Below are 25,970 nucleotides of genomic sequence, written 5' to 3' on the forward strand. Positions count from 1 at the left end.
CGGCCGCCGAGGGCGCTGTCAGTCGAGCATGTCGGCGTAGCGCTCGTCCGGCTTGAACACCAGTGGCTGAGCGAAGCCCGGCACGTTCACCTGCTGGGGGCTGATCTCGATCTGCTTGTCGTCGATCAGGTCGTTGCCGAAGTTGTAGATGATGTCCAGCTGGCCCTGGGTGGCCTGCTGGTCGTAGCGCTGCGCGGCGGCGCGGGTCTGCTCCCGGCGTGCGCAGTAGTCGGCGAAGGCAACGCGGCCGTGACGCTTGCGCAGCATCCGCTCCACCACATGGGGCGCAAGCACCGTCGCGCTGGCGTTGTTGCCGCCAAAGCCCTTGGAGTTGATAAAGCACACATCGAGCTGCTCGGGGTCGCGCTGGCGGTCGGTGGTGGCAAAGCTCAGGTGTTGCTGGTGCACATCCTCGGCTACCGCATCGATGGTCTTGATCCCGGGAATGACGCCGTACTTGAAACTGCCGAGCGCCGAGATCAACTGATCGCCGCTGGCGGTCGCCAGCGAATGGCCGACAAAGGCCTTCACCGCGGTGACCGGCCACTGTTCGATGGCGAAGGCGCTGGCGATTCGGTCGAGAATTTCCGATTCGGTGGTGCGGTTGGCCGGTGTGCTGGAACCATGGGCGTGAACGAAGCTGCGCTGGCGCACCGCGTCGATGCCCAGCAGGCTGACAGCGCTGGCCACGGCCTTGGCGACGGTCAGGTAATTGCCGGGGCCGGGTGCGGAAATGGACTTCTTGAAGCCGTCGGCATTGATGAACACATCCGGCACTGCGCCGTGAATGTCGGCACCCAGTTCGAGGGCGAGTTCGTCGTCCATCAACACGACGAACTGGCAGGCTTCGGCCAGGGTGAAGCCGCAGTTCTCGCCGAACGGCCGGCTGGCGCGGCGGAAATCAACCTGCTCCTGGGCCATCTCGGTCTTGCCTTCGATCTGCCGCAGGCCGTCTTCGGTGGCCAGCGCGCCCATGGCGCCGTAACCCTCGATGCATTCCTGGGTGATTGGCGCTTCGCTGCTTCCGATTATGACTACCCGCGCTTTGCCACTGGCAATCTGTTCGATGCCCTTCTGCAGGTTATAGAGGAAGGTGGCGCAGGCGCCGGTGATGGCGCCGGTGGTGCCAACGCTGCCCAGCACATAGGCGTTGATAAAGTCCGCCGACATGGTGTTGAGGCCCAGGGCCAGCTGTTTGGCGGTGACGCGCCCGCCCTTGAGGCGCGATTGCATCAGGCCGCCGAAGCCGTTTTCATCCAGCTGGCTCATGATGCAACTGGAGAACACCGCGACTTCGTCGGGGGCCACGTGCTGCATGATGGTCTGCCAGTCGATGCCGGTGGCGCGCAGCGCATCCGTCACGCCAACGATGGTCATCTGCAGGCCGCGCGGGTGGAAGCGCGAGTTGTACAGCTCGCCAGGCTCGAATCCGCTGGGCAGTTGGCCGGCGGATTTCACCGGCAGGGCGCGGTAGCTGTCGACGCGGAATTCGCAGTTGTCGTGCAGGGTGACGCGTACTTCGCTGGCATTCAGTTCCTCGACTGACCAGTTGGCCGGCAGCGGCTCGGGCAATTGCTTGCGGCCGCTGATGAAGCTCAGCGGCGTACCGTCCACGGCGCCCACGCTGATGGTTTTCTGCCAGTGGGCGGCGTCGACATCCAGGTGCTGTTTTTCGATCCGGCGAACCAGCGTCGAGGCGAGGATCTGCTCGGCATAGCGTGCATCAATGTCAGCCAGGCTCAACACGCTGCCGTCAGCGGTCTGGTAGGCACCATCAACCACGCGCAGCAGCTTCATCATCACGGCCAGGCCCGCGAGGGTTTGCTGACGTGCCGGCGTGTCCATCGACTCGATGACGGTGCGGCGAAAACCGTGGTGGAAGGAGCTGCGCCCGGCGGCGTTGTAGCCACCAAAACCAACGATCACAGGCAAGCGTGAGGGCACTCGATAACTCACTGGACAACTCCTTCAAATATTCAAGCCGGACAAGCTCAGGTCATGCTATGCAGGCTTGTCGCCCGTTGCGCAAGGCTCTAGCCCGAGGGTTTACGCGGCGGGCGAACACAGGCTCGGCTGTTTGGATGCCTATGCTGACGTGACTTATGACCTGCAAGTCACGATTTTCGACCAAGGTCGCGCATCGATAAAGCCGTACGGCTGCTAGGGTTTATCTGCCCCTGTTCTGCTGGAGACACCAATGCACGGCATCAATCCCTACGAAGACGGACTGCCGCGCGACGCGGCGAATTTCCAGGCACTGAGCCCCTTGAGTTTTCTCGAACGCGCAGCGAGCGTCTATCCGTTGCGCCTGGCGCTGGTGAACGGCGCGCAGCGGCAAACCTGGGGCGAGACCTATGGGCGCTGTATCCGCCTGGCCTCTGCGTTGGCGCAGCGCGGCATCGGCCTCGGCGATACCGTGGCGTTGATCGCGCCGAACGGGCCGGCCATGTTCGAGGCACACTTCGGCATTCCCATGTGCGGCGCCGTGTTGAACGCCATCAACACCCGCCTGGATGCCGAAACCATCGCGTTTATCCTGCAGCACGGCGACGCCAAGGTGGTGCTGGTCGACAAGGAATTCGGCGAGTTGCTGCAGCGGGCACTCGACCTGCTGCCGCGCCGCCCGCTGATCATCGATATCGACGACCCCGAGTACCAGGCCGGCCAGCGCATATCCCCATTGGATTACGAAACCCTGCTGGCCGAGGGCAGGCCGGATTACCCCTGGCAGATGCCGGCGGACGAGTGGCAGGCGATTGCCCTGAACTACACCTCCGGCACCACGGGCAACCCCAAGGGCGTCGTCTACCATCACCGCGGCGCGCACCTGAACGCGCTGTCCAATGCGATGTGTTGGGACATGACGCGCTTCCCGGTCTACCTCTGGACCCTGCCGATGTTCCACTGCAACGGCTGGTGCTTCCCCTGGGCGCTGGCAGCCTACGTTGGCGTCAATGTATGCCTGCGCCACGTGCGCGCCGAGGCAATCTATCCGGCCATCGCCGAGCACGGGGTTGACCACTTCTGCGCCGCGCCGATCGTGCTGAACATGCTGGCCAATGCCGACGATGCCCTGAAGGCACTGAAGACCCGGCCGGTCAAGGTGCTGACCGCTGGCGCCGCGCCACCCGCAGCCGTGATCGAAGCCATGGAGGCGTTGGCGTTTCGCGTCACCCATGTTTACGGCCTGACCGAAACCTATGGCCCCAGCGTGGCCTGCGAATGGAAATGCGAGTGGGACGGTGAGACTGCGGAGCAGCGCGCCCGGCTGAAATCCCGCCAGGGCGTGCGTGCGCCGCTGCTCGACGACTTGATGGTGGCGGACCCGGAAACCCTGCAGCCAGTGCCCAAGGACGGCGAGACCCTCGGCGAAATCTTCATGCGCGGCAATGTGGTGATGAAGGGCTATCTGAACAATCCGACCGCCACCGCTGCGGCGTTTTCCGGTGGCTGGTTCCACTCTGGCGACCTGGCCGTGTGGCACGCCGACGGCTATGTGGAGATCAAGGACCGCTCCAAGGACATCATCATTTCTGGCGGCGAGAACATCTCCTCGATCGAGATCGAGGATGTGCTCTATCGCCATCCGCTCATTCTGGAGGCGGCGGTGGTGGCCGTGGCGCACGCCAAGTGGGGGGAAACGCCCTGTGCCTGCGTCACCCTCAAACCCGGCGCGTCATTGACTGCGGAGGAGGTGATCGCGTTCTGCCAACAACGCATGGCGCGCTTCAAGGTACCCGGCCAGGTGCTGTTCACCGAGTTACCGAAAACCTCCACCGGCAAGGTGCAGAAATTCGTTTTGCGCGAGCAGGCCAAGGCGCTGGCGGCGGGCGAGTAGCGGCAGCGCGCCTGCAGTTTTTCAGCCGGCAAAAAAAAGCCCGGCATCAAGCCGGGCCAAGAGTGGTACATGAAGTACCCACAGGAGTTGCTTACATGCCCAGCAGGTTCGGCAGAGCCATGGAAACCGCTGGTACGTAGGTGATCACCATCAGGAAGCTGAGCAGCAGCATCAGCCACGGCCATGCCGCCTTCACCACCGCGGTCAGCGGCATTCCGGTGACGGCCGAGGTGACAAACAGGTTGAGCCCCACCGGCGGCGTGATCAGACCGATCTCCATGTTCACCACCATGATGATGCCCAGGTGAATCGGGTCGATACCCAGTTGTACGGCGATCGGGAACAGAATCGGCGCAAGGATCAGGATGATCGCTGACGGCTCCATGAAAGCGCCCGCAACCAGCAGCACGATGTTCACCACCAGGAGGAACTGCCACGGCTGCAGGCCCATGTCGATCACCCAGGCGGTAATCGTCTGCGGGATCTGCTCGGTGGTCAGTACGTGGGCGAAGAGCATGGCGTTAGCGATGATGAACATCAGCATGATGCTCAGCTTGCCGGACTCCAGCAGCACCTTCGGGCACTCGCGAACGGTCATGTCCTTGTACACGAACAGCGCGACAAAGCCGGCGTATACCGCCGCTACCGCGGCCGCTTCGGTCGGGGTGAACATGCCGGTGTAGATACCACCGAGGATGATCACCATCAGCAGCAGGCCCCAGATCGCTTCGCGGGCGGTGGCCATTAGCTGGCGGAAGCTGGCGCGCGGCATGGCCGGCAGGTTCATCTTCCGCGCGACGATGTAAATCGCCACCATCAGCACGAGGCCGAGCAGGATGCCGGGGATTACGCCGGCCATGAACAGCTTGCCAACCGACTGCTCGGTCGCCGCGGCGTACACCACCATCACGATCGATGGCGGAATCAGGATACCCAAGGTGCCGGCGTTACAGACGATACCGGCGCCGAATGCCTGCGGATAACCGGAGCGTACCATCCCGGCGATGGCGATCGAGCCCACCGCCGCAACGGTCGCCGGCGAGGAGCCGGACAGCGCGGCGAACAGCATGCACGCCAGCACCGCCGAGATCGCCAGGCCGCCACGGATGTGGCCGACGCAGGCGTTGGCGAAGTCGATCAGCCGCTTGGCCACGCCGCCGGTGGTCATGAAGGCGCCGGACAGCAGGAAGAACGGGATCGCCAGCAGGGTGTAGTGCTCGCTGGTCTCGAACAGCTTGATCGCCAGCGAACGCACCGAGTCCGGGCTGAACAGCATGATCGTGACCGAGCCGGCCAGGCCCAGCGAGGCGGCGATCGGCACGCCGATGAACATCAGCAAAAACAGCAGGACGAAGAGGAACAGAATGGTCATTGCGCGCTCCCCTTGGGTTGAGTTTCATCGTGTTCGGTCAGCTTCAAGGCATCGGCCGCTTCGTCGGCGAGGCCCAGGCCGGTCTGCTGGTTGCGCAAGATCCGCACGAGAATTTCGAGAAAACGGATAAACACCATGGCGTAGCCGAACGGCACGATCATGGTGATGTGCCACAGCTGGATGCCGTAGTGGCCGAGGTCTTCGGCGCCAATGCCGGCGGTGAACAGCGTGTTCACCCAGTCGAAGCTGGCGATGGTGATCAGGCCGGCGTACCCGAGGCAGCACAAGCAGGCGATGATGCCGATGATCCGCTGGGTCGGTTTGCTGCACAGCTTGACCAGTGCATCGACGCCGATATGCCCGGCGGTGCGCACGCCGTAGGCCAGGCCGAAGAAGATCAACCAGGCGAACAGCGCCTTGGTCAACGCGCTGCTCCAGGTCATGGCCTGGGCCAGGTCGAGAATGAAATCACCGATGGCGAGCAGGGTTTCGTTGCCGCCAAAGAAGTCACCCAGGGTGTAGAACAGGGTGTAGAAGTTATTGAGAATTACGTAAACGAATGTCACAAGCGTCATTGCAGCCAGGAGAAAAGCGATAAAGCCTTCCTCGAAATGCTCCCAGACGCGCCGCAAGGCGTTCATCGATAGTGTCTCCCGCTGAACAACTGGAAAAGACCTGAGATGGGCTGGCACCTGAATGCCGGCCCGTCAGTACGCGGCGAGGAGCGGCGGCGCTAACCATCAGGCTGGGCCGATGGCTGGCGCCGGGCTCTACCCGTCTTACTGGTTGGCGGCGTCTGCTGCCTTGATCAGGTCGGCACCGATTTCAGCTTCGAACTTGCCCCACACTGGCTTCATCGCATCGCGCCATGCGCCGCGCTGTTCAGGAGTCAGGGTGATGATTTCGGTGGTTTTGGCGTCGAGGATGCGCTGCTTGTCGCCATCGTTGAGGGCACCCGCCTGCTTGTTCACCTCAGCGGTCACTTCCACGATGATCTTGTCCAGCTCACTGCGCACGTCGGCAGGCAGGCCGTTCCAGAACTTGGTGTTGGTGATCAGCATGTAGTCCAGGACACCGTGGTTGGACTCGGTGATGTACTTCTGCACTTCATGCATCTTCTGGCTGTAGATGTTCGAGTAGGGGTTCTCGGCACCGTTGACCACGCCAGTCTGCAGGCCCTGGTAGACCTCGGCGAAGCTCATCTTGCGCGGATTGGCGCGCACGGCCTTGAACTGCTCTTCCAGTACGGCGGAAGCCTGTACGCGGAACTTCAGGCCACGGGCGTCTTTCGGCTCGCGCAGCGCCTTGTTGGCGGACAGCTGCTTGAGGCCGTTGTGCCAGTAGGCCAGGCCGGTGATGTTCTTGTCTTCCATTGACTTCAGCAGCGCCTGACCTTCAGGGCTTTGCTGGAAGCGGTCAACGGCGGCCATGTCCTGGAACAGGAACGGCAGGTCGAATACCTGGATCTGCTTGGTGTACTGCTCGAACTTGGCCAGCGATGGCGCGATCAGCTGAACGTCGCCCAGCAGCAGCGCTTCCATTTCCTTGCCGTCGCCAAACAGCGAGGAGTTCGGATAGACCTCGACGCGAACCTTGTCGCCCAGGCGCTCTTCGGCGAGCTTCTTGAACAGCGCCGCGCCTTGGCCTTTCGGGGTGTGCTCGGCAACCACGTGGGAGAACTTGATGACGATCGGATCGGCCGCCTGGGCCAGGCCGGCGATGCTCAGCGACAGGGCGCATGCGAGCGCCTTGGCAGTCAGTTTGAACATGGAATGCTTCCTCTTGTTTTGATTATCGCGTTAAGCGCCGCAGCGCAGAAAACGGGCGAACAAGAGCAAGTCTAGGCGGCCTGCCGGAAAACGACGGGCGCATGGCAGCGATGGCCTGGACTTGTACTTATTTTTTCTGGTTCGCCTAACAAGAGTAGAGCAACCGGCATGCCAGCCCGGTTAAGCGCGGGCAACATAACGCCAAGAGCCCGTTGCTGTGCGCCTGTATCGCCATGCGCTGTGGGTTTTGCCCAGCCCAAGGTAAATGGAAATAGCTAGAAATGGCGGAAAACCGCCATTTAGTCGAATTCTTCTGGCGAGCTTCCGCCAGTGTCCGCAACGCTCAGGCCATGTTTGCGCAGTTTGTCGTGCAGGGTCTTGCGCGGCACACCGAGCGCTTCGGCGAGGCTGCGCAAGGAACTGTGCGAGCGAGTCATCTCGGCGGCGATCAGTGATCGTTCGAAGGCCTCGACCTGCTCGCTGAGGCTGCCGCCAACGGGCGCGCTGCTGGACTGGCCGCTGGCGTGGGATTCCAGATCGAGGTCCAGGCCCAGGGCAAAGCGCTCTGCAGCGTTCTGCAATTCTCGAACGTTGCCGGGCCACGTGTGGCGCAGCAGCGAGGCGCGCTGCCCTGGCTGCAGGTCCTGCAGCGGCAAACCGTGGCGGCTGCTGGCGGCCTCGGCGAAGTGCTGGAACAGCAGCAGGCAATCCTCGCCGCGTTCGCGCAACGGCGGAATGCGCAACGGTGCAACGTTCAGGCGGTAATACAGGTCGGCGCGAAACCGCCCCTGATCGGCGGACTGGCGAAGGTCTTCCTTGGACGCTGCAATGACGCGAATATCCAGCGGAATCAACTGGTTGCCGCCGAGGCGCTCGACCACGCGCTCCTGCAGCAAGCGCAGAAGCTTGACCTGGACTTCGAGCGTCATGCTCTCGATTTCATCGAGAAACAGGGTGCCGCCGTTGGCGAACTCGAACTTGCCGATACGGCGCTTCTGCGCGCCGGTGAAGGCCCCCGGCTCATGGCCGAACAGCTCGCTTTCCACCACCGATTCGGCCAGCGCGCCGGCGTTGATCGCAACGAACGGGCCGCCGCGACGGCTCGACAGATCATGCAGGGCGCGCGCGACCACTTCTTTGCCGGCACCGGTTTCACCGAGGATCAGCACGTCAGTGCTGATGCTCGCCAGTGCGCCGATCTGTTCGCGCAAGCGCGCCATGGCAGGCGACTGGCCGACCAGGCGGCCGCTCAGTTGCTGGCGGTCGGCCAGGGCCAAGCGCAGGCTGCGGTTGTCGAGTACCAGACGGCGCAAGGCCAATGCGCGGCGCACGCTGTCGAGCAGGTCCTCGCTGGCGAAGGGTTTTTCCAGGAAGTCATAGGCGCCGGCGCGCATGGCCTGTACGGCGAGGGGCACGTCGCCGTGGCCGGTGATCAGCAGCACGGGCAGGTCCGGGTCCTGTTCGTGCAGCTGCCTGAGCAATTCCAGGCCATCGACGCCGGGCATGCGGATGTCGGTTACCACCACGCCGGGCCAGTCGTGGCCGATCCGTGCCGCCACGCCGCGGGCATCCGCCAGGCTGGTGACTTTCAGCCCGGCCAGGTCGAGGGTCTGGCTCAAGGCCTGGCGCAGGTGTGAATCGTCGTCGATCAACAGCACCTGGGTGCGCGCGTCTAGGCTGGTCATGTCGAATAGTCCTCGGGTGACTGGGAGTTGACGCCGTGTTCGGCGGCGCGCAGGCGCAGGGTCAGCACGGCGCCGCCCTGGGGGTGGTTGGCGAACAGCAGCTCGCCGCCCAGGGCGCGCACCAGGGTGTCGCAGATGGCCAGGCCAAGACCGAGGCCCTGGGCGCTGGTCTTGGTGGTGAAGAACGGCTCGCGGGCGCGCAGCAAGGCCTCCGGCGAGAACCCAGGGCCATTGTCGCGCAGCTGCAGGTCGATGCCGTCGGCATGGGTTTCGGCGATCAGCCAGATGCGTCGGGGTTGCGCCACCTCGCTCAAGGCGTCCAGCGCATTGGCCAGCAGGTTGCCGAGCACCTGGCGCAAACGGGTTTCGCCGGCCTGGACCCATAAGGTGGCACTCGGCAGGTCGCGGATCAGCTCGACGTCCATCGCTCGCCGGCGGTTCGCCAGCAAGGCCAGGGCGTCGTCTATCGCCGGCTGCAGCGCCACGCTTTCCGGTGCATGGCGGTCGCGCCTGGCGAACGCACGCAAATGGGAAATGATCGAGGCCATGCGCTCGGTGAGCTGGCTGATCAGGCTGAGGTTGGCGCGGGCATCTTCGTTGCGCTGGTGGTCGAGCAGCACGCCGGCGTTTTCCGCGTAGCTGCGAATGGCCGCCAGGGGCTGGTTCAGTTCATGGCTGATGCTCGCCGACATGGTGCCGAGGGCCGACAGCTTGCTGGCCTGCACCAGCTCATCCTGGGCCCTGACCAGCTCCTGCTGAGCGTGTTCGCGCTCCAGCACCTCCTGCTTCAGGCGGCTGTTGAGCAGCTCCAGGTCCTGGGTACGCTCTTGCACGCGCTGCTCCAGTTGCTGACGCGCGCGGGCATCCAGGGCAATCCGCTCGAGGTAGTGACGGCGGCGTTGCATGATCAGCCCGAGCAGCAACATCAGCAGCAACAGCATGCCGCCGCCCGCAGCAACCGCGGTGCGCACGGGCCGGTCGAGCAGGCTGCGCGGGGCGAGGATGCTGACGGACCAGCCGGTCTCGACCAGTTCGCGCTGTTGGCGAATCCAGTTCTGTTCATCGAGTTGCAGCGGTGGCGGCGCCAGGGTCGGGTAGGGGCGGTTGGCGGCGATTGCCGCGCGCTCGGCAGCGTCGAGCGGACGGCTGGCGGTAAAGCGCCAGTCGCTGTTGGACGTGAGGATGACCACCCCGTTGGCGTCGGTGACCAGCAGCTGTTCCGGGGTATTGCCCCACAGCGTTTCGGTGTGGTCCAGGTCGACCTTGACCACCAGTGCGCCAAGGATGTGCTCGCCGTCGCGCACCGACGCGGCGAAGTAGTAGCCACGCTTGCCCGAGGTGGTGCCGAGGCCGAAGAAGCGCCCCGGGCGGCCGGCGATGGCTTCGCGGAAGTAGGGACGGAAGGCGAAGTTGCGTTCGACGAAGCTGTCTTCCTGTTCCCAGTTGGACGCGGCCAGGGTCTTCCCGTTGGGGTCCATCAGATAGATCACGTCGGCGCCGGTTTGCGCTTGCACCCGGTCGAGCAGGCGATTCGCGTTATCCACCACCCGATGGTTGTCGGGCCGGCGCAGCACGCCACGCAGCGCAGGCAGGTCGCCGAGGATCTGCGGCAGCACTTCATAGCGGCGCAGGGTGCCGAGCAGGTTGGCGACGTAGAGGTCGAGGGTCTGGCGATTCTGTTCGATCAGCACGCCGTTGTAATAGCGCTCGGCCAGTTGCTGCAGCGGCCAGAGCAGCGGCGTGAGCAGCAACGCCAACAGCGCCAGGCTGCGCCAGCGCGGTCGTTGCGGGGTGTGGGGCCTATCAGTGGACATACATGCTCGCGGTCGCCAGCCAGGTCAGTGGGGTGTTTATAGAATAACCAAGCAATTCTCCGGCCATGGACAATACTCCAAGCTGATGGGTGTCGCACTGCCAGCAAGGCAGTGCCGCTTGACCGCGCCGAGCAAGGAAGGCCCGCGCCTCTTTTTGTTGGGAGAACGCTCATGCTTGCTCAGGTTTCGGTACGCGCGCGGTTGCTGTTGTTGGCCGTGGTGCCCCTGCTGGTGTTGGTTGTTGTGATCGGCATGGCGTTGTTCAACGCGAGTCGGATCAATCAGAGTTTCGAGGAGCTGTTTGCTGATCGGATGAAGCCGATCAGCCAGCTTAAGGCGGTGTCCGATGCCTACGCGGTCGCCATGGTCGACGCGTTGCACAAGTACCGCGCCGGGGTGTTCGACGAAAGCCGGCTGCGCCAGGAGTTTGCCGATGCGCGCGAGCGCGGCGATCAGGCCTGGGCCGCCTATACCGCAACCAACCTGACGCGTGACGAGGCAAACCGGGTCGAACGGGCCAAGCTGCATCTGCGCGATGTACAGCAACTGGCGGATCGCTACCTCGGGCAACTGAGCCGGGGCGCTTTGCTCGCCGAGGAGGCGGCGCCATTCAACCGCCAGCTGTATGCGACTTTCGACCCGCTGGGTGCGGAACTGGCCGGCTTGATCAACCTGCAGCTGGAAGAAGGTGAAAAGCTCAGCGTGCAGACCGGCCAGCTGTACCAGTCAATGAAACGCAACTTCATGATCATCGGCGCGGTGGCCCTGGTCCTGGTGCTGCTGGCGGCGTTGGTGATCGGGCTGTCAATCATCCGGCCGCTCAAGGGGCTGCGCGCGTTGATCAGCGAAGTACAGCAAAGCGCCAACCTGACCCTGCGCGCCGATGTAAGCGGACGCGATGAGGTGTCGGATACGGCACGAGCATTCAACGCGATGCTGGAGTACCTGCAGGCGTTGATCCGCCATCTCAGCGATGCGGCCACCCAGCTGGCGGCGGCGTCCGAGGAAATGAGCGCGATCAGCACTCAGGTCAGCCAGGCGGCGTCGACTCAGGGTGACCAGACCAGCATGGTCGCCACTGCGGTCCATCAAATGAGCGTTGCGGTGCAGGAGGTGGCGCAGAATGCGCTGACCACCGCGCAGACCGCGACTGCTGCCAACCGCGAAGCCCGCCAGGGCAGCGAGCTGGTGCAGGCCAACCTCAAGGCTATCCAGGGGCTGTCCACCTCCGTGGAAAAAGCTGCCGAGGTGATCGATAACCTGCACAGCCAGAGCGACGAAATCAGCCAGGTGCTCGGCGTGATCCAGAGCATCGCCGAGCAGACCAACCTGCTTGCGCTCAATGCGGCGATCGAAGCGGCGCGCGCTGGTGAGGCCGGGCGCGGCTTTGCCGTGGTAGCCGACGAAGTACGCAGTTTGGCGAGCAATACCCAGAAGGCCACCGAATCCATTCGCGGGATGATCGAGGCCTTGCAGGGCGGCGCACGCAGCGCGGTGCATGCCATGCAGACGTCGCGCGATCAGGCGCAGAACAGTGTCAGCCATGCGCGCGAGGCGGGCGAGGTGCTCACCCATATTGCCTATGCCATTGAAGGTATCGCCGACGGCAATGCGCAGATATCCACCGCCACCGAAGAGCAGACGTCCGTAGCCAATGAAATCAGCCAGAACATCAGCAGCCTGAACGACAGCATCGGCGAGGTCGTCAACGGTGCCGAGCAGAGCTCAGTGGCCAGTCGCGACCTGGCCAAGCTGGCCAGCGATCTACAGCTGCCAGCGCTTCAGGGCCTAACGAGGCGCGCTCAGGCACTCGAGCAGCGCGCTGTGCCAGTCGGGCAGCTGCACCCGCCAGTCATTTTGCAGGCGCGAGCAGTCGAGCCTGGAGTTCAGCGGTCGCGTGGCCGGTGTGGGGTAGGCACTGCTCGGGATCGTCTGCAATTGCGCGGTGGGCTTGCCTTGGCCGCGTAGCTGCTCGGCAATGGCGCTGGCGAAGCCGAACCAGGAGATCTCGCCCTGGCAGGTTAGGTGATACAGCCCCCAGGGTCCGGCCTTACCGTCGCGCCAGTGCTGGATCAACTGGTGGGTCGTCGCGGCAATGGTGCCCGCCCAGGTGGGGGCGCCAATCTGGTCGGCAACCACGCTCAGGCTGTCGCGTTCCTGCAGCAGACGTTGCATGGTCAGCAGGAAGTTGCGCCCGTGCAGTGAATACACCCAGCTGGTACGCAGGATCAGGTGCGCGCCGCCAGCGGCTTGAACAGCCTGCTCGCCGGCCAGCTTGCTGCGGCCGTAGACGTTGAGCGGGTTGCTCGGGTCGTCCTCGGCATAAGCGTCCGCTTTGCTGCCGTCGAATACATAGTCCGTGGAATAGTGGATCAGCGGGGCGCCCAGCCGAGCGGCCTCTTCTGCGAGGATGCCGGGTGCACGGGCATTGATCGCAAATGCCAGCTCCGGCTCGCTCTCGGCCTGATCGACCGCCGTATGGGCGGCGGCATTGATGATCAGCTGCGGGCTCAGGCGGCGCACGTGCCGACGAATCTGCTCGGGGTCGGCCAGGTCGAGCTGGTCGCGGCCGAGGGTGACGAGCCCGCTGTGACCCTGCAGGCTTAGCTGCAATTCACGGCTGAGCTGGCCGTGCTGGCCGATGAGCAGAATGCTCACGGGAACAGCTCCGCATCGCCCAGGCTGCTGCCGTTTTGATCCTTGGCCGAGAGTTGCGGCGGTTCGGCGAGCGGCCATTCGATCGCCAGCGTCGGATCATCCCAGCGGATGCAGCGCTCGTGGGCGGGGGCGTAGTAGTCGGTGGTCTTGTAGAGAAACTCGGCGTATTCGCTCAGCACCAGAAAGCCATGGGCAAACCCTTCCGGTACCCACATCTGCCGATTGTTCTCGGCGGAAAGCATCACCCCGACCGACTGGCCGAAGGTCGGCGAGCTGCGCCGCAGGTCGACGGCGACGTCGTATACCTCGCCAGCGGTGACACGCACCAGCTTTCCCTGGGCCTGCTGCAGCTGATAGTGCAGGCCACGCAGCACGCCACGCTGCGAGCGCGAGTGATTGTCCTGGACGAATTCGCGCTGAAGGCCGGTGGCTTGGGCGAAGTCGCGGGCGTTGAAGCTTTCGAAGAAAAAGCCGCGTTCATCGCCGAATACCTTGGGCTCCAGAATCAGAACCTCGGGCAATGCTGTACGGATTACCTGCATGATCATTCCTCTGCCAAACCGAATAGATACTGGCCGTAACCGGTCTTGCCGAAGGCCTTGGCTTGCCTGAGCAACTGGTCGCGGTCGATCCAGCCTTGCTGGTAGGCGATTTCCTCAAGGCAGGCGACCTTCAGGCCTTGACGGTGCTCGATCGTCTGCACGTATTGAGAGGCGTCCAGCAGGCTGTCGTGGGTGCCGGTGTCGAGCCAGGCGAAGCCGCGGCCAAAGCGCTCGACCCGCAGCTCGCCGCGCTGCAGGTAGGCATTGTTGACGTCGGTGATCTCCAGTTCGCCGCGGGCCGAGGGCTTCACGGCCTTGGCGATCTCGATCACCTGGTTGTCATAGAAATACAGACCGGTCACCGCATAGCTGGATTTCGGCTTCGCCGGTTTTTCCTCGATGGAGATCGCCCGGCCGCTCTCGTCGAACTCGACCACTCCAAAGCGCTCAGGGTCCTTGACCCAGTAACCGAAGACGGTGGCACCGGTATTGACCGCCGCGGCGCTCAGCAACTGTTCGGTAAAGTGCTGGCCGTGGAATATGTTGTCACCAAGGATCAGGCAGACCGAGTCGTCGCCAATAAAGGATTCGCCAATCAGGAACGCCTGCGCCAGGCCGTCCGGAGAGGGCTGTTCGGCGTAGCTCAGGTGCAGGCCGAACTGGCTGCCGTCGCCAAACATCTTCTGGAAATTGGGCAGGTCCACAGGTGTGGAGATGATCAGGATTTCGCGTATGCCGGCGAGCATCAACACCGACAGCGGGTAATAGATCATCGGTTTGTCGTAAATCGGCAGCAGCTGCTTGGAGACCCCAAGGGTGATTGGATGCAGACGCGTGCCGGAGCCGCCCGCCAGAACTATTCCCTTCATTCGCCGATTTCCTTACAGGGCGCCAAGGCGCTCACGTTGATAGCTGCCATCCTGCACGCGACGGCACCAGTCGAGATTGTCCAGGTACCAGCGGACGGTCTTGCGCAAACCGCTGGCGAAGGTTTCCTGCGGCTTCCAGCCCAGCTCGCGTTCGACCTTGCTGGCGTCGATGGCGTAGCGCAGGTCATGGCCGGGGCGGTCCTTCACATAGGTAATCAGGATTTCATAGCCACCGGCACCGGCACCGGCGTCCCGGCGTGGCGCCAGTTCGTCGAGCAGCGCGCAGATGCTGCGCACCACGTCGATGTTCTTCTGCTCGTTGTGCCCGCCAATATTGTAGGTCTCGCCTACCACACCCTCGCTGACCACCTTCAGCAACGCGCGCGCGTGGTCTTCCACATACAACCAGTCGCGCACCTGCTGGCCGTTGCCGTACACCGGCAGCGGCTTGCCATCCAGCGCATTGAGGATGACCAGCGGGATCAGCTTTTCTGGAAAGTGAAAAGGCCCGTAGTTGTTCGAGCAGTTGCTCAACAGCACCGGCAGCCCGTAAGTGCGTTGCCAGGCGCGGACCAGGTGATCGGACGCCGCCTTGCTGGCCGAATAGGGCGAACTGGGCGCGTAGGGCGTGGTTTCGGTGAATAGGTCATCAACGCCGTGCAGGTCGCCATATACCTCATCGGTGGAAATATGGTGAAAGCGAAAGCGCTGCTTGCGCTGCTCGTCCAGCTGCGCCCAGTACGCGCGGGTCGACTCCAGCAAGGCATAGGTGCCGACTATGTTGGTCTGGATGAATGCTGCCGGGCCGTCAATCGAGCGGTCGACGTGGGATTCGGCAGCCAGGTGCATGACGGCGTCCGGCTGGAACTGCGCCAGCGCCGCGGCGACCGTTTCGCTGTCGGCAATATCGGCCTGGAGAAATTGATAGCGGGGACTGTCAGCAACGCTGAGCAGGGACTCGAGGTTGCCGGCATAGGTCAGCTTGTCGAGATTCAACACCTGATGGTCGGTGTGATCGAGCAAATGGCGAATCAACGCCGAACCAATAAAGCCGGCGCCGCCGGTAACCATGATGCGCATAAGAACTTGCCTTTTCTAATTACAGTTCTGTGTGTATATGCCATCTAGCTCGGTGATGACTACGATCGTGGATAGGGTTCTGTTGTGAAGCAGCTAAATAAAAAGGCCTGCATCATTGCAGGCCTTTTGAAAGTGTGGTGCCGGCACCAGGAATCGAACCCGGGACCTACTGATTACAAGTCAGTTGCTCTACCAGCTGAGCTATACCGGCATTTGAGGGCCGCCATTATATCCATTCATTTGCTTGAGTAAAGCCGCCAGCGCACAGATAAATGCGGCTGGGCTATCAGTAGCAAAGTCTTTATGCACAACTGAATGCTTGAGTACGGGGATGCATTGAAAAAGCGTGCGCTGCGCCTCGCATTTTCTCAAGTGCTTGGTATCGTTGACGATTTATGGCCTGGCTAAATACACAGTGGACTGCTTGGCGCCAGAGCTTCGGCGTGCTGGCGCGGCGCTGAAAATTTTATCAACACAGTTATCCACAGCTCGCCGGGCTAACGTTCAGCAAGTAGTAACAGGTTGCGCGGCGTAAGCGTGCCTGGGCAGAACATGCCCAGCCTTACCTGATAACCCTGCTCTTGCAGGTAGAGGGCTCGGTCGAGCAGCAACCAGAGTTCCAAGGGGCGTCGAAACAGCCCACGCACCAGCTCCAGGTTGCGCACCTGGGCGAGTCTTTGCCAGCCATCGGCCTCCAGTTGCAGCCAGTCAGGTGCCGCCTGGCTTTTACCTTGGGCGTTTTGCATGTCGAGCTCCTGACTGCTTGCCAGGTGCAGGCAATAGTCGGCAAAAGGCTTTTTTAGCCAGGAGGCGGCGAGCGATGGCGTTGGCAGGTATTCATCGATGCCGCGCAGGCGCCGTTGCAGCAGGTCGAAAGCCAGGCGGCGGGCCATCGACAGGTCGCGTTGCTGGCGCACGCGGGCGCCGGCGGTCACGGTTTCTGTCAGCGGAAGGGCGAGGTCGTCGAGCGATAGCTGCAGCGCCGAGCCCTGGGCTGCAACGGATAGCGGCTGATAGTGCGAGGTGCTGATGCGGTTGTAGCAGCAGGGCGCGACTGCCAGCTGGCGGCAGCCGACCTCACTGGCCAGTTGCAGCAGGCGCACGTGCAGATCGCCGCAGGCATGCAGCGCCACCGCGGTATGGTCTGCTGCCAGCCGTGCGCCCGCGTCGTCTGCGAGTACATCCTGACAGAGGTGTTGTGCATCGAGGTGCAGGCGTCTGCTGATCCGCTGACCATCCAGCACCAGCGCCGGATCCTGTTCCAAGCATGTTAGCGGACGGCTGTCATAGGCCAGCACCCGGCCGAGGTGACCTTTGCCTGCGCACCAATCCAGCCACCGCTGCGTCGGCCGAGCAAATTGCAGGCTGGCGGCGAAGGCCTTGATCTGTAGCCATTTGCGGCCCGGCACATCTACCGAGAAACGTGCTGACAGCTCGGGTTCTGCGTGCTGCGGCAGGCCACCAAGCTGGGTCAGGGCCTGGGATTCGCTGGCCAGGGCAGGGAAGGGGGCAGGCGCCGCCAGCAGATGAGGCTGGTTGTGCGCGGCTTCGGCCTGCTCCAGGCTGCGCGCACGCAGCCAGTGCGCCAGCTCAGGGTGTTCAGCTTCCCAGGGCAGGTGCTGATGGGTGAAGGGCCGTGGCCGCCACAGTTGTTGGTGGGCAATCAGGAACCTGTCCAGCGCCTCAAAGCGTTGGAGCAGCTCGGCGCCGGCAAGTGTCTCGTCGCTCATGGGCCGCCGTCAGCGACCCTGGCAGGCATCGACGCGCAGCCAGCGCTCCAGCAACTTGAAGCCGCGTACCAGGAGGAAGGCGATCAGCAGATAGAACATGCCGGCGGCGAAGAAGATTTCCACCGGCAGGTAGGTGCGGGCAATGATGGTGCGCGCCATGCCGGTCAGCTCCAGCAGGGTCACGGTGCTGGCCAGCGCGCTGGCCTTGAGCATCAGGATCACTTCGTTGCTATAGGCCGGCAAACCGATCCGCGCCGCGCGCGGCAGGATGATGTAGAACATCGCCTGGGCGCGCGACATGCCCAGAGCGCGCGCTGCTTCGACTTCACCCTGGGGAACGGCTTGAATCGCGCCGCGAAGAATTTCCGCGATATAGGCTGCGGTATGCAGCGTCATGGTCAGGATGGCGCACCAATACGGGTCGCGCAGGTAAGGCCAGAGCGGGCCCTGACGCACCACATCGAATTGCGCCACACCGTAATAGACCAGGAACAGCTGCACCAGCAGCGGCGTGCCGCGGAAGAAAAAGATGTAGCCGTAAGGCACTGCGCGCACGAACCAATGCTTCGATGCGCGGGCAATGCCCATCGGCAGGGCCAGAATCAGGCCAGCGATAACCGCGATGGCAACCAGTTCAAGCGTCAGTGCCGCACCTTCAGCGAGGCGCGGCAGCCATTTGATGATCACTTCCCAGTTCATGTCGCGCTCCTGATAAAACCACGGCTAGCGCGCTTTTCGAGGAAGTGCAGGCCGATCATGGCAAGCACGGTGAGGCCCAGGTAGATGAAGGCGGCCACCAGGAAGAACGTGAAGGGCTCTTTGCTCGAGGTCACCGCGATCTGCGAGCGGCGCATGATTTCCTCCAGGCCGATCACCGATACCAGTGCTGTGTCTTTCATCAGAATCATGAACAGGTTGCCCAGGCCGGGCAGGGCGATGCGCCACATCTGCGGCAGGATCAGTCGCCAGAAGATTCGTGGTTTCGACAGTCCCAGTGCCTGTCCGGCTTCGCGGTGGCCTTTGGGGATTGCCAGAATCGCACCGCGGAACACCTCGGTCGCGTAGGCGCCAAAACAGATGCCGAGGGCGATGGTGCCTGCGGCGAAGGCGGAGAGCTCGAGGCTTTCCATGCCCAGCAGATCAGCCAGGCTGCGCATCAGGTTGACCGTACCGAAATAGATCAGCAACACCCACAACAGCTCGGGGATGCCGCGCACGATGGTCGAGTAGGTGCCGCCAAGCCATCGCAATGGCTTGTAGGGCGAAGTTTTGGCCAGCGCGCCGAGTAAGCCGAGCACCAAGCCCAATGCCAGCGCGCAAAGCGCCAGTTTGATGGTCATCAGGGTGCCGGCGGCCAGCGCGGGGCCGAATCCGTAGAGGTCGAAATTCATGGGGGCTCAGAAGCCCGCGCCGCCGCAGGGGGCGGCGCAGAGCCGGCTGCTTAGTAGATGCTGAAAGGGAAGTACTTATCGTTGATCTTCTTGTAGGTGCCGTCGGCGACGATTTCTTTCAGTGCGGTGTTGAGCTTCTCACGCAGCGGGTCGCCTTTACGTACGGCGATGCCGATCTTGTCGTTGTCGAAGACCGGGTCGCCCTTGAATTCGAACTCCTTGCCGGCATCGCTCTTCAGCCATTCCCAGTTGACGAAGCTGTCAGCCAGCACGCCGTCGAGACGACCGGAGGAGAGGTCGAGGTAGGCGTTTTCCTGGGTGTCGTACAGCTTGATGTCGACCACGCCGTCCAGGTTGTCTTCCAGCCAGGTGCCGGCGATGGTAGCGCGCTGGGCGCCGATCACCTTGCCTTTGAGGCTGGCTTTGTCGGTTTTGAAGTCGCTGGCCTTCGGTGCGATGAACTGCAGCTTGTTGGTGTAGTAAGGGTCGGTGAAGTCCACCGCTGCCTGGCGCTCTTCGGTGATCGACATGGAGGCGATCAGGAAGTCGAACTTCTTGGCGTTCAGGGCTGGAATGATGCCGTCCCAGTCGGAGGTGACTACTTCGCACTCGGCCTGCATCTTGGCGCACAGGGCCTGGCCGATTTCTACGTCGAAGCCGCCAACCTGGCCGCTGGCATCGATCAGGTTGAAGGGCGGGTAGGCGCCTTCGGTACCCAGTTTCAGTTTGTCAGCAGCGACGGCGCTGGTGCCGAATGCCAGAGTAGCGGCAGCGGCCAGCAGGAGTTTTTTGTAGTTCTGCATGCGATGTTGCTCCGTGTTTAGCGATTGCTGGACATGAATTGTTTACAGCGCGCCGAGTTCGGGTTGTCGAACACCTGCTCGGGCGAGCCCTGTTCTTCCACCAGGCCCTGATGCAAGAACACCACTTCGCTGGATACCTGGCGGGCGAAGCCCATCTCGTGGGTCACCAACAGCATAGTGCGACCTTCCTCGGCGAGCGCGCGGATCACACTAAGCACTTCTTGTACCATTTCCGGGTCGAGTGCCGAAGTTGGCTCATCGAACAGAATCACTTTCGGCTGCATCGCCAGGGTTCGGGCAATGGCCGCACGCTGTTGCTGGCCACCGGAAAGCTGGTTGGGATAAACGTGGCGTTTGTCGCCGATACCGACCTTGGCCAGCAGCGCCTCGGCCACTTCGGTGGCTTCCGCGCGGCTCTGGCCCAGCACGCGGCGCGGCGCTTCGATGATGTTATCGAGCACGCTCATGTGCGGCCACAGGTTGAAGTTCTGGAAGACGAAACCGATTTCGCTGCGCAGCCGATTGATCTGTTTGCCGTCTGCGGCCACCAGGTCGCCATTTTTGGCGGGCTTCAGCTTGAGTTCTTCGCCTGCGACGAAGATCTGTCCCTTGTGCGGGTTTTCCAGCAGGTTGATGCAGCGCAGGAAGGTCGATTTGCCGGAACCGGAAGAGCCGAGGATGGAGATCACATCGCCGTCGCGGGCCGTTAGCGAGATGCCCTTGAGCACTTCGAGGTCGCCGTAGCGTTTATGCAGATCGCGAATTTGCAGCGCGGGCGTGGCCTCGGCCATGGGGTGTCCTCTTCTTATTCGAGCGCGCTCAGGCGGTACTGGCCTGCGTGGCGAGGCGTCAAGCTAGCATAGCGTTTCGCCACCCGCCAAGCCGTTTGGCGCGCATCAAAGGGTTGTAGCGGAAGGGTGTCGCGTCAGTGCAGTTGGCTGTCGCGCAGACACAAAAAAGCCCGATACGCTGATCGGGCTTTTTTAGTTGTTAGTGGTGCCCAGGGACGGAATCGAACCGCCGACACGGGGATTTTCAATCCCCTGCTCTACCGACTGAGCTACCTGGGCAACGGGGCGCTATTAGACGGATTTGGCAGGTAGGTGTCAAGCGCGCTTTTCAAGAATATTTAATCAATACGGGCGGTTAGGTTTAGTGGGGCTTGTATGGGGGTGGGTCAGCGGGGTTGGTTGTAAGTCGGTGCATGTAGCGACAGCAAGGCGTTTTCCCTGGGTATCGCTGCGCTCAACCCAGGCTACTTGCGCACGTGTTACTCGCTGGGGGGGACGTAGCCTTCGGCCTGGGCGTATTCCTCGCCGGAGAGAAACTTGTCCATTTCAGCCTGGAGGAACTTGCGGTCTTCGGCGTTCATCATGTTCAGGCGCCGCTCGTTGATCAGCAGCGTCTGGTGTTTCTGCCACTCGTCCCAGGCTTGCCTGGATACGTTGGCGTAGATGTCTTCGCCTTTGGCGCCCGGGTAAGGCGCGCGGTCTAGGCCGGGCAATTCCTGCTTGTGCTTGCGGCACATCACGGTGCGGGTCATGGCTGCTCTCCTGTAATGGGTTCGGCATTGAGGGCGTCTGCGGCGCGCTTCAGCAGTTTTTTCACTGGGGCAGCGAGGCCCAGGCGCGGCGGGGTGGCGAGGTTATACCAGAGCCAGTCGGCCTCGGCCACGTTGTCAGGCGCGGTCTCGACCCGGATTAACCAGGGCTCGATGGCCAGCTGGAAGTGGCTGAAGGTGTGCGTCAGCCCGTCCAGCGCATGGCGTGAGCCCAGGCTCAGCGCGTGGCGGTCGGCCAGCGCGTCGAGGCTGTCCAGGTCGTCGAGTTCGGGCAGGCTCCACAGGCCGCCCCAGAGCCCGCTCGATGGCCGGCGGTAGAGCAGTATGGCGCCGTCGCGGTTGGCGAGGATCGGCATCAGCGTGCGCTTTTGCGGCAGCGCCTTGCGCGGCTTGGGAATCGGGTAGCGGATCTCCAGGCCGAGCGTGTGCGCCTGGCAGCCGCTGCGCAGCGGGCAGAGCAGGCAGCTCGGCTTGCTGCGGGTACAGAGTGTGGCGCCCAGGTCCATCATCGCCTGGGTGTAATGGTTGACGCGCTCGCGCGGGGTAAAGCGCTCGGCGACGTCCCACAGTTGCTTGGCGACCTTGGGTTCGCCTGGGTAGCCTTCCTGGGCCACGTAGCGCGCCAGTACGCGCTTGACGTTGCCGTCGAGAATCGGCGCACGCACGCCCATGCTCAGGCTGGCGATGGCGCCGGCAGTGGAGCGCCCGATGCCAGGTAGCGTAGTGAGTGCCTCGATGTCGCGGGGGAATTCGCCGGCGTGTTCGGCCACGACGATTTTCGCGGTCTTCTGCAGGTTGCGTGCCCGGGTGTAGTAGCCGAGGCCGGTCCACAGGTGCAGCACTTCATCTTCCGGCGCCTCGGCCAGGGCCTGCACCGTTGGCAGCGCGGCCATGAAGCGGTCGAAATAGCCAAGCACGGTGCTGACCTGGGTCTGCTGCAGCATGATTTCCGATACCCAGACCCGGTAGGGGGTGATGCCCTGTTGCCAGGGCAGGTCCTTGCGCCCGTGGCGGTCGTACCAGTCCAGCACGGCGCTGGAAAAATGCTCGGGGCTCATCGATTGAACAAGCCCTTCAGCGCGTCCTTCAGCTCCGGGCTGACCTTGTCGCCGAGTTTTTCTTCGATCTTCTCGTTAAGCTTGTCGCCGGCCAGCTTGGCCGCCACTTTGCCCAGCCCGTCCTGATCGAGACGGCAGGTCTTGGCGCCCATTTCCAGCGGGCCGCGGCAGCGTACCGGCCAGGCGATGCCGACGTAGCGCTCGTTGACCTGGCAGGCCGGGTCGGGCATTTCCCGCTCATCGCCGATCAGGGTGATACCGACGCGGTAATCCAGACCCAGCACGCGCAGGTCCAGGTCACCATTGCCGGCAACGGCCAGGCCCGGAATGCGCGCCATCAGGTCCGGATTGCTGGCCACACCGTTGCGAATGTTGAGGGTGCCGTGCAGCGTTTCGAAGGGCGTGTCCTTGCTGCGCGGCTCGCTGGTCAGGGACTCCCGGTTGAGCGTGGCGATGCCGCGGCACAGCTGCTGTTCCAGGTTGGCGTCAACCAGTACGCCTTCGCTGAGGGCAAAATTGGCCGTGCCGTTGAGGCCCTCGACCCAGGCTTTCTGGCTATTGCCGCGGGTGTTCAGGTCGGCTTGCAGATCGAGCAAGCCCTTGAGCGGCGAAGCCTGGTCGTCGGCCTTGAGGAAGGGCTCGACGGCTACCCGGGTCAGTTTCTTCTGCACGCTGAGTAATGGAATGGCGGGGCGCACGTCGATGGTTGCGCTGGCCGCGAAGGCGCCGCTGCCGAGGTTGCCGCGCAGTTCTTCCAGGGTCAGCAGGCCGCCCAGGCTTTTGCCTCGCAGCTCAAGTTTGCTGATGGATTGCGTGTCCACGGTCAGCTGATCAAGGCCCAGGACGAGTTGCAGGTCGAGCTTGCGCAGCGGCTCGACCGGCAGCACCTTCTCGTCACTCCAGGCCTGCTGTGTCGGCGGGTTGGGCAGCGGTGTGGTGCCGCTTTGGCCGGCATCGGCGACGCTCGCCTTGACCTCGGCCTTGCGTGCGCTGCCGGCATCCTTGCTGGTCTGGCTTTGTGCGTGCAGGTAGCGATCGAGGTTCAGCTGGTCGCCCTGCATGTCGATGCGCAGTGCTTGCTTGGCGAAGTCGGCCAGAGCGATCTGCCCGGTAAAGCTGGTGTCGTCGAGCTTCAGCTTCAGGTCTTCGAGCGTCAGGCTGTTGCTGGTGCCGCTCAGGCGAGTGACCAGTTCGAATTGGCTGAGGGTGGTTTCATCGCTCATCGGCGGGACTTCCTGGCCGACGGTGGCGAAGAATTCACGCAGGTTGAGCGGTGCGACCGACAGGCCGCCGGCAAGCTTGGGCTGGTTGTTCAGGTCGCGGACTTTCAGCTCGCCGATGGCGCGCAGCTGATTGGCGGACAGCTTCAGGCTGTTCCATTCCGCGACCTGGGCGGCCAGGTCGACCAGCAACTGGCCTTGGGCGGAGTAGGTCAGGGTCTGGCCATTGAAGGGCTCGCCTGAGACCTCGCCGGACAACTTGGCATCCTCCAACTGATAACGCTTGAGCGCGCGGTCGAAGCGCAGCTCGCCCTGCAGTTCGCTGCGGGCGCGCAGCACCGGCTGATTGGTGCCGAAAAATGCGCTGAGCTTGAGCGGGATATTCGCGCCTTCGCGAATCGCGCCGGTGGTCAGCTGAATGCTTTCGGCGCTGAATTGCTGACCCTTCTGCACGTCGTGATAGTCGATGCGCGCGCTGTTGACGATCAGGCTGTCGATATCCAGCTTGAGCGGCTGGGGGCTGGTGTAGCGGTCTTCGCTCTGTTCGGCGGGCGCCGTTTCGGGGCGTGCGGCAGTGGAGTCGGCCGTCGTGGCATTGGCCGGCCGCCCTACGTCCTGCCAGTTGCTGCGACCGTTTTCATCGCGCTGCAGGTTGAGGTTGAGGCCGTCGATGCGGATATCGCTCATCTGCACTTCTTTGCGCAGCAGCGGCAGCACGCGAACCGACAGGCCGAGCAGGCGCAGGTCGGCGAATGCCTTGTCAGGTGTGCTCGCGCTGGCCAGCGTCGCGTCGGTCAGCTCTAGGCCAAGCCAGGGAAACAGGCTCCAGCCGATGTCGCCGTTGAGGGTCAATTCCAGGTTGGCCTTGTCGCGGGCCAGCTCGCGGATTTCGTCTTTATAGTCGTTGGGATCGAACAGGTGGGTGAGGGCGAAGCCCAGCGCCACTATGATCAGCAACAGCCCGAGAAATAGCAGACCCAGGATTTTGCCGAGCGCTTTCATGTGCGAGTCCTTGTATCGATGACTTTAAATTAAGTCGGCGAGTATAGCGCCGCCCGTGCTGATCGACCGTCGAAAAGCTGCAACCGGTTTTTGCTGCGGCAGGTGCCAGGCAGTTCGTTCGAGGGCGCTGGTGGCCGTCGCCGGTTGCTGGCGATTTGGATGGGCAGGCGCGCCGCCGGTTCCCTTGGCCTCGCTGTTTGGCGCAGCCGTCGCGCTTCGTGGGCGGTGGGGCGTCTGGCGTTTTCGGTGCTGCTGTTTGGCGGGTTTGGCTGCCATGGGCGAGGGCCTGCGCGGTTAGGCTGAGCCAACCGAAGAATCGATGAGGCGATTATGAACGTCGCGGTAATGGCGTTTCCGCTGTACATCCTGCTGATACTGCTGGAGCTGGCCTATGAGCGGCACAGCGGCCGCGCGACCTATCGCCTGGCCGACGCCAGCACCAGCATCAACACCGCCGTGCTGCGTGTGTTGCTTGAAGGCCCGCTGCGGCTGCTGCTGATCGTGCCGTACGCCTGGCTGTACGAGCATGCGCGGCTGTTCGATTGGCCAGCCAGTTCGCCGTGGTTGTGGCTGGTCGGTTTCATCGCGGTGGATTTCTGCTTCTATTGGGCGCACCGCACCCTGCATCGGCACAACCTGCTGTGGGGCGCGCACCAGCCGCATCACTCCAGCGAAGACTTCAATCTGTCCACCGCCTTGCGCAAAGGCGCGTTTCAGACGGCATTCGACTGGCCGTTCTACCTGCCCCTGGCCGTGCTCGGGCTGCCGCTGCCGGTATTTCTGCTGCTGCTCGGCATCCAACTGGTCTATCAGTTCTGGATTCACACCCAGCATGTCGGGCGCCTCGGCTGGGTCGAGCATGTGCTGATCACACCGTCGTTGCATCGCGTCCACCATGGGCAGAACGACGCCTACATCGACAAGAACCATGGGGGCGTATTCATCCTCTGGGACAAGCTGTTCGGCACCTATGCCGAGGAGCGTGAGCCGGTGCGCTACGGCGTGACCACGCCGGTCAGCACCTTCGATCCGATTCGTCTGCAGTTCAGCTGGTGGCGCCTGCTATGGGCCGATGCGCTGGCCACCCGGCACTGGTGGGACAAGCTGCGGCTGTGGTGGATGCCGACTGGTTGGCGGCCCGAGGATGTACGCGACACGCCCTGGCCGAAGATGGGCGCGGAGAAGTTTGAATGCGACTACCCGCCCGGGCTCAAGGCCTATGCCTTTGCCCAGTTTGTCGCGATCAATGCGCTGACCCTCGGCTTTCTCGCCAGCGTCAAACGTGCGGCGGTGTGGGAGCCATGGTTGTTGGTCGGGGTGATTCTGTTCGGCTGCATCAGCCTTGGTTTGCTGTTTGAAGGCCGGCGCGGCCTGTGGCGGCTGGAGTGCATCCGTTTGCTGGCGATGGCGAGCGTGGCCCTGGGCTGGGGGTTCTGGCTGGCACCGGCGCAGTGGGCGTTGGGGTTAGGGCTGGCCGGGCTATGTGCGCTGAGCCTGCTGTGGCTTACCTGGCTAGTGGCCAGACCGGGGAGCGTGCAACTGTCGTAGACCTTGCCGCATGCGCGAAGTACTGCTGAG

At 63.1% G+C, this 25,970-nt stretch carries 20 protein-coding genes, 2 tRNA genes and 1 pseudogene; 3 read left to right on the forward strand and 20 right to left on the reverse strand.

All coding sequences use genetic code 11. The features are described from left to right. Nucleotides 1-18: 18 nt before the first annotated feature. The gene (locus tag ACX0MV_RS17200) at nt 19-1,956 is read right to left on the reverse strand and encodes a beta-ketoacyl synthase (protein WP_458983743.1); all 1,938 of its coding nucleotides are present in this window, start codon (nt 1,954-1,956) and stop codon (nt 19-21) included. Nucleotides 1,957-2,206: 250 nt separating this feature from the next. Between ACX0MV_RS17200 and ACX0MV_RS17205 the strand changes: the two genes are divergently transcribed. Further along, a complete protein-coding gene (locus tag ACX0MV_RS17205) occupies nt 2,207-3,838 on the forward strand; it encodes an acyl-CoA synthetase (protein WP_458983899.1) in 1,632 nt (543 codons plus the stop codon). 91 nt (nt 3,839-3,929) lie between these two features. Here ACX0MV_RS17205 and dctM read toward each other — a convergent pair whose 3' ends face one another. The 5 genes from dctM to ACX0MV_RS17230 form a co-directional block, all read right to left on the reverse strand. Further along, nucleotides 3,930-5,210 (reverse strand): C4-dicarboxylate TRAP transporter large permease protein DctM, encoded by a 1,281-nt coding sequence (gene dctM / locus ACX0MV_RS17210; protein ID WP_458983744.1) that lies wholly within the window; start codon nt 5,208-5,210, stop codon nt 3,930-3,932. After that, nucleotides 5,207-5,851: a TRAP transporter small permease gene (locus tag ACX0MV_RS17215; protein WP_458983745.1), complete on the reverse strand. Its 645-nt coding sequence runs from the start codon at nt 5,849-5,851 to the stop codon at nt 5,207-5,209. The genes dctM and ACX0MV_RS17215 overlap by 4 nt, the downstream gene beginning before the upstream one ends. A gap of 138 nt (nt 5,852-5,989) precedes the next feature. Beyond that, entirely contained in the window at nt 5,990-6,979 is a 990-nt protein-coding gene (gene dctP / locus ACX0MV_RS17220; protein WP_458983746.1) for a C4-dicarboxylate TRAP substrate-binding protein DctP, read from the reverse strand. Between the two features lie 299 nt (nt 6,980-7,278). Next, a complete protein-coding gene (locus tag ACX0MV_RS17225; protein WP_458983747.1) occupies nt 7,279-8,664 on the reverse strand; it encodes a sigma-54-dependent transcriptional regulator in 1,386 nt (461 codons plus the stop codon). Next, nucleotides 8,661-10,478: a sensor histidine kinase gene (locus ACX0MV_RS17230; protein WP_458983748.1), complete on the reverse strand. Its 1,818-nt coding sequence runs from the start codon at nt 10,476-10,478 to the stop codon at nt 8,661-8,663. The genes ACX0MV_RS17225 and ACX0MV_RS17230 overlap by 4 nt, the downstream gene beginning before the upstream one ends. 171 nt (nt 10,479-10,649) lie before the next feature. Here ACX0MV_RS17230 and ACX0MV_RS17235 point away from each other — a divergent pair, with 171 nt between their 5' ends. Continuing rightward, on the forward strand, nt 10,650-12,446 hold the full coding sequence (locus ACX0MV_RS17235; RefSeq protein WP_458983749.1) for a methyl-accepting chemotaxis protein: 1,797 nt from the start codon (nt 10,650-10,652) through the stop codon (nt 12,444-12,446). Here the strand turns inward: ACX0MV_RS17235 and rfbD are convergent. The 14 genes and pseudogenes from rfbD to ACX0MV_RS17305 form a co-directional block, all read right to left on the reverse strand. Continuing rightward, nucleotides 12,339-13,214, reverse strand: a pseudogene (gene rfbD, locus ACX0MV_RS17240) (dTDP-4-dehydrorhamnose reductase); the annotation flags it as partial. The gene ACX0MV_RS17235 and the pseudogene rfbD overlap by 108 nt on opposite strands. Beyond that, on the reverse strand, nt 13,133-13,678 hold the full coding sequence (gene rfbC, locus ACX0MV_RS17245) for a dTDP-4-dehydrorhamnose 3,5-epimerase (RefSeq protein WP_458983750.1): 546 nt from the start codon (nt 13,676-13,678) through the stop codon (nt 13,133-13,135). The pseudogene rfbD and the gene rfbC, both read right to left, overlap by 82 nt. Before the next feature lie 2 nt (nt 13,679-13,680). Next, a complete protein-coding gene (gene rfbA / locus ACX0MV_RS17250; protein ID WP_458983751.1) occupies nt 13,681-14,547 on the reverse strand; it encodes a glucose-1-phosphate thymidylyltransferase RfbA in 867 nt (288 codons plus the stop codon). A 12-nt stretch (nt 14,548-14,559) separates the two neighbouring features. Further along, nucleotides 14,560-15,627 carry a dTDP-glucose 4,6-dehydratase gene (gene rfbB, locus ACX0MV_RS17255; protein ID WP_458983752.1) on the reverse strand — a complete coding sequence of 356 codons (1,068 nt, stop codon included), beginning with the start codon at nt 15,625-15,627 and terminating at the stop codon, nt 14,560-14,562. A gap of 135 nt (nt 15,628-15,762) precedes the next feature. After that, a tRNA-Thr gene (locus ACX0MV_RS17260) sits at nt 15,763-15,838 on the reverse strand. Between the two features lie 286 nt (nt 15,839-16,124). After that, complete coding sequence (locus ACX0MV_RS17265) at nt 16,125-17,357, reverse strand: methyltransferase (protein ID WP_458983753.1); 1,233 nt, start codon at nt 17,355-17,357, stop codon at nt 16,125-16,127. 9 nt (nt 17,358-17,366) lie between these two features. Further along, nucleotides 17,367-18,056, reverse strand: a complete 690-nt coding sequence (locus ACX0MV_RS17270) for an ABC transporter permease (protein WP_458983754.1) — start codon at nt 18,054-18,056, stop codon at nt 17,367-17,369. After that, nucleotides 18,053-18,748: an ABC transporter permease gene (locus ACX0MV_RS17275; RefSeq protein ID WP_458983755.1), complete on the reverse strand. Its 696-nt coding sequence runs from the start codon at nt 18,746-18,748 to the stop codon at nt 18,053-18,055. Before ACX0MV_RS17275 ends, ACX0MV_RS17270 begins: the two co-directional genes overlap by 4 nt. Before the next feature lie 50 nt (nt 18,749-18,798). Next, nucleotides 18,799-19,551, reverse strand: coding sequence for an ABC transporter substrate-binding protein (locus tag ACX0MV_RS17280; RefSeq protein WP_458983756.1), 753 nt, complete (start codon nt 19,549-19,551; stop codon nt 18,799-18,801). Nucleotides 19,552-19,568: 17 nt separating this feature from the next. After that, nucleotides 19,569-20,342 (reverse strand): ABC transporter ATP-binding protein, encoded by a 774-nt coding sequence (locus tag ACX0MV_RS17285; RefSeq protein ID WP_458983757.1) that lies wholly within the window; start codon nt 20,340-20,342, stop codon nt 19,569-19,571. A gap of 203 nt (nt 20,343-20,545) precedes the next feature. Next, a tRNA-Phe gene (locus tag ACX0MV_RS17290) sits at nt 20,546-20,621 on the reverse strand. Nucleotides 20,622-20,821: 200 nt separating this feature from the next. Continuing rightward, nucleotides 20,822-21,094 (reverse strand): oxidative damage protection protein, encoded by a 273-nt coding sequence (locus ACX0MV_RS17295; protein WP_458983758.1) that lies wholly within the window; start codon nt 21,092-21,094, stop codon nt 20,822-20,824. Then, nucleotides 21,091-22,170: an A/G-specific adenine glycosylase gene (gene mutY, locus ACX0MV_RS17300; protein WP_458983759.1), complete on the reverse strand. Its 1,080-nt coding sequence runs from the start codon at nt 22,168-22,170 to the stop codon at nt 21,091-21,093. Before mutY ends, ACX0MV_RS17295 begins: the two co-directional genes overlap by 4 nt. After that, a complete protein-coding gene (locus ACX0MV_RS17305; protein ID WP_458983760.1) occupies nt 22,167-24,392 on the reverse strand; it encodes an AsmA family protein in 2,226 nt (741 codons plus the stop codon). Before ACX0MV_RS17305 ends, mutY begins: the two co-directional genes overlap by 4 nt. A 330-nt stretch (nt 24,393-24,722) precedes the next feature. Here ACX0MV_RS17305 and ACX0MV_RS17310 point away from each other — a divergent pair, with 330 nt between their 5' ends. Beyond that, nucleotides 24,723-25,940: a sterol desaturase family protein gene (locus ACX0MV_RS17310; protein ID WP_458983761.1), complete on the forward strand. Its 1,218-nt coding sequence runs from the start codon at nt 24,723-24,725 to the stop codon at nt 25,938-25,940. Nucleotides 25,941-25,970 lie beyond the last annotated feature (30 nt).

The organism is Pseudomonas cistanchae, assembly GCF_054483635.1.